The organism is Acinetobacter sp. WA-87 (assembly GCF_039938935.1).
GTDB lineage: Bacteria > Pseudomonadota > Gammaproteobacteria > Pseudomonadales > Moraxellaceae > Acinetobacter > Acinetobacter seifertii.
This window is the reverse complement of sequence record NZ_JBDUVF010000006.1, coordinates 108635-123498: the sequence shown is the minus strand read 5'-3', so window position 1 is coordinate 123498 and position 14864 is coordinate 108635. Positions and strand designations below refer to the sequence as shown.

The window sequence follows — 14864 nt, the reverse complement described above, 5'->3', positions numbered from 1 at the left end:
ATTTGTGTGATACAACTCAAAGAAGCAAATCAATTATTGATCATTTTATATCATTTTTTACAAAAGAAAACGTTCATTTATTAATATTCCGATGAACGCCACTTTCTTTACTTTTCAACAAAAATAGGCCACTTAAAGTGACCCATTTTTAGAATTTAATCTAAATTAAAAACAACTTAGGTTTTCGGAAGTGTCACGCCAGTTTGACCTTGGTACTTACCACCACGGTCTTTATAAGACGTTTCACAAACTTCATCACTTTCAAAGAACAACATTTGTGCTACACCTTCACCTGCATAAATACGTGCAGGTAAATTCGTAGTATTTGAAAATTCTAAAGTCACGTGACCTTCCCATTCTGGTTCTAAAGGCGTCACGTTGACAATAATACCGCAGCGTGCATAAGTCGATTTACCAAGACATACAGTCAAAACATTACGCGGAATACGGAAATATTCAATTGTACGTGCTAAAGCAAATGAGTTTGGTGGAATAATACAAACATCAGACTCAATGTCGATAAAACTTTTATCATCAAAATTTTTCGGATCAACAATTGCAGAATGTACGTTAGTGAAAACTTTAAATTCACGGGCACAGCGTACGTCATAACCATAGCTAGAGACCCCGTAAGAAATCAATTTTTCGCCATTCTTATCAAAACGGACTTGATTCTCTGCATAAGGTTCAATCATGCCGTGTTTTTCGCTCATTTCGCGAATCCAACGATCAGACTTAATAGCCATGTATTTTCTATCCAAAAGGTAATTTCATTGATTGCGACGTACTTTAACGTAAAAAAGCAATTATGAAAACAATGCTTGAGCTACTCTTCTCGATAAGAATAGCTCAGTAAGACTTTTAAAGGTTTAATAAAGCAGAATAGCTAATCGGAATTGAGAAACTGACTAAGATCAGCGAGGCTGTTTTTTGTAAATTCGATTGATTTAACCAACGTACTTTATTACCTGCCAAAATTGACCCCAAGAAAATCCAGAACAATGCAATCGGTGTAATTAACGCTAAATAAGCCAGCATATGGATGAAATAAATATGAAAATCAGTCCATGCGGTAACAGGGAAAATCGCTGAAGCAAAAAGTAATGCTTTAGGATTCAGTAAAGTTGCACAGAACAATTCACGTGGTCGAATTGTGGGCTGATCTAACTCAAGTTGCTGATTGGCTGTATGCCATAACTTAATTGCTAAAAAAATAATGTAACAAGCGCTTAGCAATTTAAGCATAGGAGGTAAGAAAGGAAGCGTTGCAGAAACTTTCCCGATTAACATGCCCCAAGCTGAAATAGAAATTACATATCCAAGAACTTCTGCCGGAATTAATTTCGCAGACTTCTTAAGACCTACCTGTACTCCTGACGATGCGAGTAAAGTATTGGTTGGGCCTGGGGTAAGTAAAATTGTGGCAACTAAGCCAATAAATAGCCATGAAATCATTGAATGACCTCACAATGTAGTCATTTCAGATTAATAGATATTTTTTGCTAAGGCAAAATCTAATTGTAAGACAATTTTTTAAAAAGTTAACATTCAATATTTAAAAATAAATATTAAACAACAAGATAGGTGGTTTTTAAAAATTTTAATCTAAAAAACTTAGCAGTCAGTTGTTGAACTTTGCGTACCAAATTGTATTAAGTAATATAAGTATTTTTATTTAAAATCTATTTTTACCTAGAAAAGATCTATAATGAATTATTACTGCAGTAAGTTTAATTTTTAAGCTTTCAATAAGTTTCAATTAATATATTGTTTTTTTGTGTTTATATGAGTCACCAGACTCTACTATCCTATGATTATGGCAAAGCAATTTTTTCAGTCTTGGCTTCCTTCTCCAGAGAAAGTTTCAAATATGAAATTTTTAAGGATTTTTGGGAAAAAAACCCTTAATCCTGTGCTTTGGTATGTCAACCGTAAATCAATTACAAGAGCCGTTTTTGTAGGAACATTTTTCGGTTTACTGCCTATTCCATTTCATAGCGTCTTTATTGTGATGGCAGTATTGCTATTTGAAGTGAATTTGCCTATTAGCCTAATGCTTGCTTGGCTCAGTAATCCTCTCACTTTAGTTCCCATTTTATATACTGGGTTCTGGTTTGGTTCACATATTTATCATGTACATATGATTAATAAAAAGATGCTTTTAGGTGTACTGCATCAAATTTCTAGGTGGATTACTCACTTTGGTCATGGGCATATAGATTTCAGTCTCGCCAAAATTTTAATGTCAGGGCTTGTAGTTGAAGCATTTGTATTTGCAATCATACTTTATATAGTGACTGAAGTTTTTTGGCGTTGGATGGTCATTCGAAATTGGAAAAGTCGAGCTGGTTATAAAAAACAAGAAGATACCCCTTAAGAACTCATCTTCTTGCATAGAGTTAAATTGTTATTTTGCTAGTTTAGATTTCATATATTCTTCTGCCACATTAAGCACATAGTCTTGGCAAGCCTCTCCAGTACCTGGGTCATATGCGCCATTATTGGTAATATTATTAGATAAAATTCGAATTCCTAAGAAAGGAACATTAAACTGGCTTGCAATTTGTGCAACTGATGCTGCTTCCATTTCCTCAACAGAGGTACCATAACGTTGATGGAAAAATTGAATACGATCCAATTCATTATTCCAAACATCTGCTGATCCAATCGTTCCTTCAACTACTTGACCTTTGTCATAACGAACTTTATGGGCCGCCATTAATAACTCTTTATCGCCTTCAAATTTGCGAATTGCAATCGGTTCGGGATCAGACTCATCGGTTGGTAAAACATCAAATGCTTCAACCCAAGTGAGTGAATTTGATCCAGCTCCTAAGGGTTGTTTAGGTGTTCTAAATGCACCAATATTAGTTGCGTACTTTCCTAAAACAATATCGTAGACATGTAGATCTGGGTCATGTCCCCCTGATGTCCCCTGATTAATAATTGCAATCGGCTTATAACGCTCAATGGCTAAAGCTGTTGCAGCAGCAGAGTTACTCATACCCATACGTGTTTTGGATATAATCATTGGATAACCATTGTGTGTTCCTTTCCAAAAGGTCCATCCACCAACATTTTCAACAGTCACATTCTGTAATTTAGCTGCCATCTGTTGCGATTCTACAGGTAGAGCACCTTGAATAATAATCGGCTGCAGTTTCTGTTTCTGTTCTTCAACTGTCGATGTTTGTGAGACAGTTGAGTTATCATCATTACATCCCATTAAAAATACCGCACTACATAAACTGATGACGCCCAAAGTATATTTAAATTGCATTTTTCACCTATTTCTTTTTAAAAGCGTAAACTAGCAATCTACATGCCAATTTCAAGATTAGCTTTGTTATTTAGATTCAGTAATTTAAATTTTACTTTTAACCAACCAATAAAAACCCGACTTAAAGTCGGGTCGGATGAATCAAAAGATTCGCTTATCATCACGTGTGCGTTGAGGGATTTTTTCAATCTGTTGCCACAATACTTTAGCAATATCGATGTAGCTATCCGCTGCGTCATCCATTGCTACAACACTCGGTTTACCCTGATCTGCATGTTCACGGATTTGAGCATTTAAAGGCAAACGTCCTAATAATGGAATATGGTATTGCTCGGAAAGCTTAACACCGCCACCGATACCAAAAATTTGTTCTTCATGCCCACAGTTAGAACAAATATGAGTCGACATATTTTCAACAACACCCAATACTGGTATGCCAACTTTATTAAACAACTCAATTCCTTTGGTGGCATCCAATAAAGCAACATTTTGCGGAGTCGTCACAATAATTGAGCCAGTCACAGGAATACGCTGTGCAAGTGTGAGTTGGATATCACCTGTACCCGGCGGCATATCAATCATCAATACATCTAAATCTGGCCAAAGTGTTTGATTAAACAATTGCATTAGAGCACCTGTTGCCTTCGGTCCACGCCATGCGACAGGTGTATTGTTATCACCAGTGAGATGTCCAATAGAAAGTACAGCCATACCGTATGCATCTAAAGGTACAAAATTTTCACTTTCAATAAGAGGTGTTTTGCCAGCATTACCTAACATGGTTGGAATACTTGGGCCATAGATATCGGCATCTAATACCCCAACCTTGAGACCCATTTTTTGTAAGGCAAGCGCTAAATTGACCGTAGTGGTCGATTTACCAACACCACCTTTACCAGATGAAACCAAAATAACGTTCTTAATTCGAGGATGAGCTGGAACATCTCTTTGTTGAGGAGCAGCTTTTTGAATCGGTGGATTGTTTGGATCAGGTGCAGATTTAGTTGAAGCATCAACTACTGGTGGTAAGTTCGAATTTTCTTTCGATACTTTAGATGAACAACCTTGACCTGCGCTTTCTTGTGCTGGGCGCTTTTGCTGAACTACGTGCAAATTAAGTTCTTCAATACCACATTTTTCTAAGGCATCGGCTAATTCATCATGAATTTGCTGCAGATGCTCTTTTTCATCAGGAAATGTATTAATGGTGAGTTGTAGAACTCGACCTTGCACCTGAAGCTGACTAATGCGCTCTTTTAAGGCATCTTTGGAATGGGGTAGCAAATAATTTTGGAGTACGGTTTGGATTTCATCTTCTTTCACTTCTTGTGCCGGTGAAAAAACAGACTTTAATGAAGAAAGCCAAGACATATTGTTTACTCCAAAAACAGATCATTACAGCTTATTGGAGCTAGTGTAACAGTATTGGTCCGTACTCGCTCAACTCGAAATGAATAATTGCTAATTTAAAAGCCTCAACATTTGAGTGAGCAGCACGGATTTTAGTTTAAATCAGCTTATTCAGCAGAATCGTGATTTTTTAACTTATTCAGTTTATCGGTTGCTGTTTTCTTCAATTCATCAAACTTTGCAGTTGCCTGCGTTTTCAATTCATCAAGTTTTGATGCAGCTTCTTCCTTCAATTCTGCGGCTTTGGCTTTAGCATCATCAAGCTTATGGGCCGCTTCAGTACGTAAGTGATCAAACTTATCTTGCAGACTATGCTGAGCATCATCAAGTTTGCCTTTCAAATCAGTGGCTTTATCTTCAACAGCATCTTTTGCAGAAGCCTGTTTTTCTTTTACATTGTCCTTCAAATCATCCAAGGCTTTTTCACCTTGTGCTTTTGCTTCTGCTGCCTTTGACTTTAATTCATCTACTTTATCTTCAACAGCATCTTTTGCAGCGGCCTGTTTCTCTTTAACATTTTCCTTTAGGTCGTCCAAAGCTTTCTCACCCTTTACTTTTGCATCTGCCGCTTTTGCCTTTAATTCATCTAATTTATTTTCAGTAGTCATCGTTGTTATCCTCATCGTTAATTAAAAAAATTACCTGAATAAGTTATTAGTTATACATCGTTATGGTTTATTTTCTGACCGTAACTGCAATTTGAAACAAAGACAATACAGGAAGATTCAAATATTTTTTGATTTGTTTATCTGTTCTAAAGAGAAACAGCTTTTGACTTCACATCCATTTTTATAGATGCCTCTTATGCTTAGCTAAAGATTATTAATCTTTGCTTATCTCCCTGCATCAGTTAAAATCTTCCACCTTATAAATACGAATGAGAGAATGAGATCCGTGCGTAAAATTTTAGTCACCAATGCCCTCCCTTATGCGAATGGTCCAATTCATATGGGTCATTTACTCGGTTACATCCAGGCAGATATCTGGGTTCGTGCCATGCGAGCAATGGGTCATGATGTGACTTATGTATGTGCGGACGATGCTCATGGTACAGCAATTATGCTACGTGCCGAAGCGAATGGTATTAGCCCAGAAGAGCAAATTGCGAATGTTCAAAAAGAACACATTCGTGATTTTGATGGTTTTGGCGTACATTTCGATCATTACGATTCAACTCATAGCGATGCAAACAAAGCACGCTCAACAGATATCTACATTAAAAATCGTGAAGCTGGAAATATTGCAGTTCGCCCTGTAACTCAATTATTTGACCCAGAAAAAGGGATGTTCTTATCTGACCGTTTCATTAAAGGTACCTGCCCGAAATGTAAATCAGAAGATCAATACGGCGACTCATGTGAAGTATGTGGTACAACTTATAATGCAACAGAGTTACTTAATCCGCGTTCAACTTTAAGTGGTGCAACACCAGTTGAAAAATCATCAGACCATTATTTCTTCAAACTTCCAAACTTCTCTGAATATTTACAAAAATGGACGCGTGATGAAGGTCGCTTACCACTTTCAATTGCGAACAAGTTAGATGAATGGTTTGAAGCTGGTTTAGCAGACTGGGATATTTCTCGTGATGCACCATATTTTGGCTTTGAAATTCCAGATGCACCAAATAAATATTTCTACGTGTGGGTAGATGCACCAATTGGTTATATGTCTAGTTTTGAAAACTACATCAAAACTAAACGCCCAGATTTAAACTTTGATGATTTCTGGAAAAAAGACAGCCAAAACGATGTTTATCATTTTATTGGTAAAGATATTGTTTATTTCCATGCTTTGTTCTGGCCTGCAATGCTTGAAGGTGCGAACTATCGTACTCCAACAGGCTTGTTCGTAAATGGTTTCTTGACTGTAAATGGACAAAAAATGTCTAAGTCACGTGGTACTTTCATTAAGGCCGAGACTTATTTACAGCATTTAAACCCAGAGTATTTACGTTACTACTTTGCCTCTAAACTTTCAGATAAAGTTGAAGACTCTGACTTGAACCTTGATGACTTTGTTCAAAAAGTAAATTCAGACTTAGTCGGTAAAGTCGTCAATATTGCTAGCCGTTGTGCAAAGTTCGTCAATAGTAGCTTTAACAATACGCTATCTGCTAAATGTGCAGAATCTGAGTTAGTACAAAGCTTTATTGATGCAGGCGATTCAATTGCTAAAGCATATGAAGCACGTGAATTCTCAACGGCGATCCGTGAAATTATGGCGCTTGCTGACCGTGCAAACCAATATATTGATGAGAAGAAACCTTGGGCTCTTGCTAAACAAGAAGGTCAAGAGCAACAAGTTCTTGATGTATGTTCTGTGGGTATCAACTTATTCCGTCAATTAGCGGTGTACTTGGCTCCAGTTCTGCCAACTTTAGCTCAACAAGTTCAAGATTTCTTAAAACTTGAAAGCTTCGATTTCGAGTCACGCAAACAAATTCTTGTAAGCCATGAGATTGCGCAGTTCCAGCCACTTATGCAACGTGTTGATCCAAAAGCTGTTGCAGCTATGGTTGATGCTTCTAAAGAGTCTTTAGGTGCTCCTGCTCCAGAAGCAACAAAAGCGGCAGCGAAAAAAGACAAAGCAGCTGAGAAAAAAGCAGTGCCTACTCCGGCAGTGGGTGAAGCTGAAATTATCGGTATTGAAGATTTCTTAAAAGTTGACTTACGTGTTGCTCAAGTACTTGAAGCTGGTACAGTTGAAGGTTCAGATAAATTACTTCAATTGACGTTAGATGTTGGTGAAGCTGAACCACGTAATGTATTTAGTGGTATTCGTAGTCAATATGCACCAGAAGACCTAAAAGGTAAATTGGTTGTTATGGTTGCTAACCTTGCACCACGTAAAATGCGTTTTGGTATTTCAAACGGTATGGTACTTGCTGCTGGAAATGGTGAAGGTATTTTCATTATTTCACCAGATAGCGGTGCAAAACCTGGCGATAAAGTTTCTTAATCTGCCTGCATGTAAAAAAGCTCCCTAAATTGGGAGCTTTTTTTTAACTATAAATTTTCAAGGAACATCTAGAAGATTTAAATTATGACCACGGCCGCCCTTCACAAGGGTTACTAAGTAAAACGTGTATATTCCCCAACTCCTCATTTGTTAAATAGCCATTCTTATTTTTATCTAAATAATGAAATAGCTCTGTTTGCTTATTCTCTCCCTGAAAACGCTTATCCGTAGGCCAACGATAAGGATAGAAATCTTGTACCTGTTGAAACTCTTTTAAGCTGTACAAACCATCATGATTTACATCATATTTTTCCTGAAAAAGCTTCCAATCCAAAGATGCAGGCTCACATGCACTCACTACATTTAAAATGCAGTAAGTGATGCAAGCTGTAAGTAACTTAATAGTTGGATTGCTCATGATTATTGGCTTGTAAATCAGAAATTTTGTAATCTTTTTCATGAACAGGTGTGCCAACAATGCTCATAGTTCGCTCATTTGCTGGCTGTTGCTTGCTCATGGTTCTCATCTCACATCCTGTAGTTAAGATGAGAAAAACTACAGAAATGCTCACCATTAGTTTTTTCATAACGTGACCCTCATTTCTTTTTGTTTTATTTATTAAGTTACCACTTTTTAAATGTTTAAGTACTAAAAAAGATATTTCAATTTGTATATATTTTACTCAAAAATAAAGCCAGACTATAAATAGCTGGCTTTGGATTTTTTAGATATTTTAATTAAAGGCTTATCATTTGAAGAAAATTAATTTTAAACCTAATACACTCACAATGCTTCCAGCTACTCGGTCAACGCCAGTTTTTGCTTTTAAGTACATTGTTCTAGGCTTCTCTGAAGAGAGCAGCATTGCAACACATGAATACCACCCTGCATCGATCATAAAACAAATCACGGGCAATGCAACGTAGTAGTAATTTGGAATTTCTTTTGGCAATAAAGCAGTAAATACGCTCGCTAGAACGACTGCAATTTTCGGGTTGCTTAACTGGGTAATCAGGCCATAACGATATGCCTGTTTATAGGTCATTTTTGATTTGCCATCATTTTCCATGGCAATTGGTTCTTTAGCGTGTTTAATAATTTTAAAAGCCAGCCAAAGCAAATACAGCCCACCACCAATTTTTAAGATTAAATATGCTGAAGGTACTGCTAATAAAACTGCCTGCAACCCCATAACAGCTAGAAAACCAAAAAGAGCTGCGCCTGTACCTGTACCTAAAGCTGTAAATAAACCATGTTTACGTGATTTAGAAATTGAATTTTGTGCTACGTAAATAAAGCTCGGCCCAGGGCTTATTGCTCCAAGCATCAATGCCATCGCAATTGAAAAAAGAGGAATAAGGGACTCAAACATTGTATTGACCTAGCATCATGCAATTGCGCGGTATTCTAACAGCTTTTTATGACACATATAAAAACGGAAAACATATAAATGATGAAAATTGAATTTTCATGTTTTTTACAATTTATATCTTCACAACGGACAAAAATGTCCGTTAAATATATCGGTCTTTAGAACTCCCAAACCAATGACATGAGTAAACGTCAAAAAATTGCTGCCCATAATCGGGATGAATTACTCAATGCAGCCGAAGAATGTTTTCGTATTCATGGCATTAATGTCCCCTTACAAGTTGTGATTGACCATGCAGGTGTAGGCAGAGCAACTTTTTACCGTAACTTTTGTGACCGCAAAGCTTTAATTAGCGCGCTTTTAGAACGCGCGATTACACAGCTAGAGCAAAAAGCTGCTCATTTTCAACAATTCGAGGATGGTTTATTTCGTTTAATTGAAGGACATATTGCACAACTTCCTAAACTTGCAATTTTGCAAGATTTTTGGAGAGTGATTGATCGACAAGATCCAATTATGTTAAAAATTTATGAACGGCGAAATAATGCACTTAACCCACTGATTGAAAATGCGATAGAACAAAAACTGTGCCGAGCTGATCTCACTGCCAATGACTATGCAATGATCACTGCAATGTTGGGTTCTTCATTTCAAGGACATGAGCCAGAAGAACAAACTCGCTTAGCAAAACGAGCAATTGAATTACTAATTCATGGTATTCAAGTACAAAAAATTCGAGGGATAGAATGAGTAAAACGCCTCGTTATTTAGAAACACCACCCGACTGGACACCAGAAGAGCAACCGACTCTACCTGGTTCACCGGCAGCTATTGCTCACTCTGTACCTAAGCGATTTATTTACTTTTTTATTGGTTTATTTGTCGCCCTTTCGGCAAGCTTAAGTAATGGTTTTATTACGGCAAATTTACCTTTAATTCAAGGTGAATATGGACTGACGCCTTCCGAAGCTGCTTGGCTCCCTGCGGCTTATGTCATGGCAAATGTCAGCTCAAACCTGATTTTGTTTAAAGCCCGACAACAGTATGGTTTAAGAGTATTTTCGGAAATAGGGCTGGTTATTTTTATTGCCGTGCTGGTTTTACATATTTTTGTGCATACCTATGAAATGGCCCTATTCGCAAGGGTTGTGGCAGGTTTGGCAGGAGCACCTCTCAGCTCTTTAGGTATGTATTACACCATGCAGGCTTTTAAAAAAGCAGACATGGCAAAAGGTATATATATCGCCTTCGGTTTCCAACAATTAGGGGTTCCCCTCGCTTGGATTATTTCTCCATTTCTTGTCAGTACAGACAGTTGGTCTGTCCTATATACCTTTGAGCTAGGTTTAGCACTTTGTTGTTTAGCGATGGTTGTTTCATTGAAATTACCACGTAGCTTACGAATCTATGTTTTTGAGAAGCAGGATTTCTTCACCTTTGCTTTACTGGCTCCCGGTTTTGCATGCTTATGTATTGTGCTCACACAAGGCCCAATTTTATGGTGGTTTAACAGTGAATGGTTGGCATATGTATTAATTGCTGGCTTTAGCTTAGTTGTTCTTGGTTTGCTCTATGAACACTATCGTGCCAATCCATTAATTATGACACGCTGGTTAGGTGCTTCTTCGACCTTGCGTTTCATTTTTGGTGCTTTTGCTATTCGACTTCTAATGTCTGAGCAAAGCTATGCTGCTGTTAATTTCTTAAAAGCCATGGGAATGGGGCCTGATCAGTTTGTACCTCTTTATGTAGTGATATTCATCGGGATTTTAAGCGGAACGCTGTTTAGTGCACTGACTTTTTCACGTGAACGAATTATCTTCCACTTACTTTTCGCAGAGTTCTTAATTCTGGTTGCGTGTGGACTAGATTATCACTTAACCAGTGATGTTCGACCTGTGAACTTTTTTGCAAGTCAATTCTTAGTGGGTTTTGCAGGTGGTTTATTTATTGGACCTTTACTGCTCATTGGTTTCGCACAGACTTTGGCTAAAGGCCCTTCGTATGTGGTGACTTTTATTGTGCTGTTCTCTGCAACTCAAACCTTTGGTGGCCTTGTCGGGTCTTCTTTCTTCTCGACCTATCAACAACACCGCACACAAAACTATCAAGTCGAGATTATTAAAGATTTAGAACAATCAGATCCGTTAGTTTCTCAAAGGCTCTCCACCTATCAACGTAGTGCAGCCATCACAACAAATGACCCGGCATTACAAACGACTCAGGCCATGCGCACACTCAATCAAGTGGTTACCCGTGAAGCACAAGTGCGTGCCTACAATGATGTTATTGCGTTAAACGGTATTTTTGCTATCGCACTGCTCTTATGGGGTGGATTTAATATTGCCCGTAGTAAATATCTACAACGTAGAGGAATTAGCCGTCCTTAAAGGCTTTTGTTATTGATGAAATAGAAATTGAGATTGATATATGTCAGATGATCAAAACAAACCGGAACCAACACCAGCTCAGGCACCTGCCAACGAGCCAACACCTGCACCTGCACCTGCACCTGCACCTGCACCTGCACCTGCAAGTAAATTGATTCCAACAAAAAGCTCAACTCTATTATGGATGTTGGGAGTCCTTATTATCGGTATTTTAGTAATTTTATGGGCATGGAGAATTGGTCCTTTTGCAACGAGTGTCCAGCAAACTGACAATAGTTATGTCAAAGGTAAAACTACGATTTTATCTTCACAAATTAATGGCTACGTTAAAGATGTATTAGTCAAAGACTTTGATCATGTCAAAAAGGGTCAAGTGTTAATGCATATTGATGCAACCACTTATGACCAAAAAGTAACTCAGGCAGCTTCTGGGGTTGAACAAGCTAAAAATACTTTAGCCAACCAAACCCAATCCATTGCTCAGAAACAAGCTGATATTGTGGCGGCGCAAGCTAAAGTCGATCAAGCAAAAGCTCAATACGAACTCTCTTTAGCTCAGCTTAGACGTTACCAACAGTTAGGAAATAGTGGAGCAGCTTCTAAATCTGAGCAAGATAAAGCCGCGGCCGATGCTGAAAATAATCTTGCAGCACTGAAACAAGCAGAAGCGAATGTCTTAGTTGCTAAAGAGGCTTTGAAAACTGCGCAGGTTGCAGAAACTGGTTTAGAAGCACAAGTTTCAAGTGCTAAGGCACAGTTAGACCAAGCACAGACCACCAAAGACTATAGCGTTATTGTTGCTCCAATGGATGGTCAACTGGGTGAAGTAAACCCTCGTGTTGGACAATATGTCGCGGCAGGCTCACAGTTACTCTACTTAATTCCACAGCAAACTTGGGTGATTGCTAACTTTAAAGAAACCCAAATTGCCAATATGCGAATTGGTCAAAAGGCATGGTTTACTGTCGATGCCATGAACCACAAAAAATTTACAGGCCATGTTGAGCAAATCTCACCTGCTGCTGGTTCAGAGTTCAGTGTGTTAAAGCCAGACAATGCGACAGGTAACTTTACCAAAGTTGTTCAAAGAATTGCCGTACGCATTACCATTGATCCAAATCAAGAAGGAATGGAACACTTACGCCCTGGTATGTCAGTGATTACTTCTGTCGATACAAGCTCTTAATCAGCTTTTTAAAGTTCTCTGTAAAAAGCTACAATGTGATCATTCATTATTTTTCTCAATTTCTAATGTTTGATCACATTGCCCAGCCTATTTCCTATCAGCACATTGAACTCCCCTCATCTGTTCATCTCGACATTAAAAGGATAGATCTAATTCATCCTCAAATTTCAGGCAATAAATTTTTCAAACTAAAATACAATCTGCTTGCCGCAAAACAACAAGGCCTATCAACTATTTTGACTTTTGGTGGGGCTTTTTCAAATCATATTGCTGCAACTGCTTATGCAGCTCATCTTTTTGGCTTACATAGTATTGGAATTATTCGTGGTGAAGAGTTAGCGAGTAAGCCTCTTAACCCCACTTTGGCAAAAGCCCAAAGTTTGGGAATGCAGCTACATTTTGTCTCACGCAATGAATATCATTTGAGAAATGATGAAAACTATCTTCAACAGTTGCATCTTCAATTTCCTGAAGCTTTCATTATTCCTGAAGGTGGCACCAATGAACTGGCAGTTCAAGGTTGTCAGGAAATCCTCAGCCAATATGACTTAGATCAATATGATGTGATTTGCTGTGCAGTCGGAACTGGTGGAACGATTTCAGGTCTTATTGAAAGAAGTTCAGCACATCAAAAAGTTATGGGGTTTTCGGCTTTAAAAGGTGACTTTTTACAACAAGAAATTCAACAGTGGACTAAAAAACAGAATTGGTCTCTGACAGATGCTTATTGCTGCGGAGGTTATGCCAAAACGTCACCTGAACTATTTGCATTTATTGAGAGTTTTGAAGCGAAATATGCCGTGCCTATTGAACCGATCTATACGGGAAAAATGATGTTCGGTCTGTTTGACCTTATGAAGAATCATTACTTTCCTGAAGGAACTCGTATTCTGGCTATTCATTCTGGTGGTTTACAGGCAGATATAAGAAATAAATCACACCAATAATTCACTCACTTTTAGCTAACGTTTTCTCTACGGCAATAAATGTCTTTAGCACGAGTAAGTGCCGACATGGTAGTATATGCCCCTTTTTAATTTTCACGATTAATCGAGAATCTCTTATGTCTAACAGTCATGTCGATGTCATTGTCTTAGGTGCAGGCGCTTCTGGACTCATGTTGGCTGCACATGCTGCTAAACGAGGGCGCTCGGTTTTAATTTTAGAAAAAGCCAACAAAATTGGTAAAAAGATTTTAATGTCGGGCGGTGGGAAATGTAACTTTACCAACCTGTATGTAGAGCCTGACAACTATATTTCTCATAATCCACACTTTGCCATTTCTGCCCTGTCACGCTATAGCAACTGGGACTTTATTGGGCTGGTATGTGATTATGGAATTGCCTATGAAGAACGTAAACACGGTCAATTATTTACGCTAAACGGCGCTAAAGAAATTTTAGAGATGTTGGTGAGTGAGTGTAATAAAACCAACAATGTTGAAATCCAAACCCATTGTGAAGTTGGACAGATCGACCCATTACAACAAGGCGGTTTTTCTGTACACACCAACCAAGGTCGATTTAGCTGTGAATCATTAGTTGTTGCTACAGGCGGCTTATCCATTCCGACTTTGGGCGGTTCTGGATTTGGCTATGAACTGGCACAAAAATTTGGACATACAGTTTTCCCAACCCGTGCTGGTTTAGTTCCATTTACTTTTTCAGATCATATTAAAGAAGTCACCACACGTTTAAGTGGCAATGCTTTAGATGTGACTTTAAGCAACTCAAAAAATAGCTTTACTGAAGCGTTATTATTTACCCATCGTGGCTTAAGTGGACCAAGTTCCTTACAGCTTTCTAACTATTGGAATACTGGAGAAAGTTTTAAAATTGACTTTTTCCCAAGCCAAGACTTAACAAGTTATTTAAAAGACAAAAAGAAATCACAGCCGAAAGTTTTATTGCGTACCCTTCTGAATGAATTTACCGCGAAAAGTATTGTACAAGAGCTACAACAACTCATATGGCCAGAGCATAGCGAAACGGCGATTGGTAATATCAGTGATGCACAGCTAGAGCATATTACCGAGCAGTTACATGGTTTTTCGGTTAAACCATCAGGCACTGAAGGATACCGTACTGCCGAAGTGACCTTAGGTGGAATTGATACAACCGAAGTTTCATCTAAAACACTCGAAAGCAAAAAGCAGAAAGGACTGTTCTTTATTGGAGAAGTACTTGATGTAACCGGCCATTTAGGAGGTTATAACTTCCAATGGGCTTGGTCTTCTGCTTATGCAGCAGCACAATATGTTTAAA

Annotated in this window: 15 protein-coding genes; 7 read left to right on the top strand and 8 right to left on the bottom strand. The window is 38.1% G+C overall.

What is annotated here, in order from left to right; translation table 11 throughout:
• Positions 1-176 precede the first annotated feature (176 nt).
• Entirely contained in the window at positions 177-746 is a 570-nt protein-coding gene (gene dcd / locus ABFY81_RS16085) for a dCTP deaminase (RefSeq protein WP_002120290.1), read from the bottom strand.
• Positions 747-861: 115 nt separating this feature from the next.
• A complete protein-coding gene (locus ABFY81_RS16080; RefSeq protein ID WP_346791231.1) occupies positions 862-1455 on the bottom strand; it encodes a LysE family transporter in 594 nt (197 codons plus the stop codon).
• Between the two features lie 355 nt (positions 1456-1810).
• On the opposite strand from ABFY81_RS16080, the gene ABFY81_RS16075 reads away from it, so the two are divergent.
• Entirely contained in the window at positions 1811-2377 is a 567-nt protein-coding gene (locus ABFY81_RS16075) for a DUF2062 domain-containing protein (protein ID WP_347914159.1), read from the top strand.
• Positions 2378-2407: 30 nt separating this feature from the next.
• Here the strand turns inward: ABFY81_RS16075 and ABFY81_RS16070 are convergent, their stop codons facing one another.
• The 3 genes from ABFY81_RS16070 to ABFY81_RS16060 form a co-directional block, all read right to left on the bottom strand.
• The gene (locus ABFY81_RS16070) at positions 2408-3280 is read right to left on the bottom strand and encodes a 5'-methylthioadenosine/S-adenosylhomocysteine nucleosidase (protein WP_174741166.1); all 873 of its coding nucleotides are present in this window, start codon (positions 3278-3280) and stop codon (positions 2408-2410) included.
• 141 nt (positions 3281-3421) lie between these two features.
• Positions 3422-4651 (bottom strand): iron-sulfur cluster carrier protein ApbC, encoded by a 1230-nt coding sequence (gene apbC / locus ABFY81_RS16065; RefSeq protein ID WP_347914158.1) that lies wholly within the window; start codon positions 4649-4651, stop codon positions 3422-3424.
• Between the two features lie 146 nt (positions 4652-4797).
• Positions 4798-5298, bottom strand: a complete 501-nt coding sequence (locus tag ABFY81_RS16060; RefSeq protein ID WP_347914157.1) for a hypothetical protein — start codon at positions 5296-5298, stop codon at positions 4798-4800.
• 286 nt (positions 5299-5584) lie between these two features.
• Between ABFY81_RS16060 and metG the strand changes: the two genes are divergently transcribed.
• Positions 5585-7651, top strand: a complete 2067-nt coding sequence (metG, locus tag ABFY81_RS16055; RefSeq protein WP_347914156.1) for a methionine--tRNA ligase — start codon at positions 5585-5587, stop codon at positions 7649-7651.
• Between the two features lie 82 nt (positions 7652-7733).
• Here metG and ABFY81_RS16050 read toward each other — a convergent pair whose 3' ends face one another.
• The 3 genes from ABFY81_RS16050 to ABFY81_RS16040 form a co-directional block, all read right to left on the bottom strand.
• The gene (locus tag ABFY81_RS16050; RefSeq protein ID WP_202733360.1) at positions 7734-8069 is read right to left on the bottom strand and encodes a calcium-binding protein; all 336 of its coding nucleotides are present in this window, start codon (positions 8067-8069) and stop codon (positions 7734-7736) included.
• Complete coding sequence (locus tag ABFY81_RS16045; RefSeq protein WP_068936152.1) at positions 8050-8238, bottom strand: NF038215 family lipoprotein; 189 nt, start codon at positions 8236-8238, stop codon at positions 8050-8052. The genes ABFY81_RS16050 and ABFY81_RS16045 overlap by 20 nt, the downstream gene beginning before the upstream one ends.
• Before the next feature lie 162 nt (positions 8239-8400).
• Positions 8401-9024: a LysE family translocator gene (locus ABFY81_RS16040; protein WP_004703462.1), complete on the bottom strand. Its 624-nt coding sequence runs from the start codon at positions 9022-9024 to the stop codon at positions 8401-8403.
• A gap of 180 nt (positions 9025-9204) precedes the next feature.
• Here ABFY81_RS16040 and ABFY81_RS16035 point away from each other — a divergent pair, with 180 nt between their 5' ends.
• The 5 genes from ABFY81_RS16035 to ABFY81_RS16015 all read left to right on the top strand — a co-directional run bounded on the left by ABFY81_RS16035 (position 9205) and on the right by ABFY81_RS16015 (position 14863).
• Positions 9205-9774 carry a TetR/AcrR family transcriptional regulator gene (locus ABFY81_RS16035; RefSeq protein ID WP_068936156.1) on the top strand — a complete coding sequence of 190 codons (570 nt, stop codon included), beginning with the start codon at positions 9205-9207 and terminating at the stop codon, positions 9772-9774.
• Positions 9771-11414, top strand: a complete 1644-nt coding sequence (locus ABFY81_RS16030) for an MFS transporter (protein WP_240288183.1) — start codon at positions 9771-9773, stop codon at positions 11412-11414. The genes ABFY81_RS16035 and ABFY81_RS16030 overlap by 4 nt, the downstream gene beginning before the upstream one ends.
• 40 nt (positions 11415-11454) lie before the next feature.
• Positions 11455-12600, top strand: a complete 1146-nt coding sequence (locus tag ABFY81_RS16025) for an HlyD family secretion protein (protein WP_347914155.1) — start codon at positions 11455-11457, stop codon at positions 12598-12600.
• Between the two features lie 65 nt (positions 12601-12665).
• Positions 12666-13547, top strand: coding sequence for a pyridoxal-phosphate dependent enzyme (locus ABFY81_RS16020; protein WP_347914154.1), 882 nt, complete (start codon positions 12666-12668; stop codon positions 13545-13547).
• A 116-nt stretch (positions 13548-13663) separates the two neighbouring features.
• A complete protein-coding gene (locus tag ABFY81_RS16015) occupies positions 13664-14863 on the top strand; it encodes an NAD(P)/FAD-dependent oxidoreductase (protein ID WP_347914153.1) in 1200 nt (399 codons plus the stop codon).
• Position 14864: the final 1 nt, after the last annotated feature.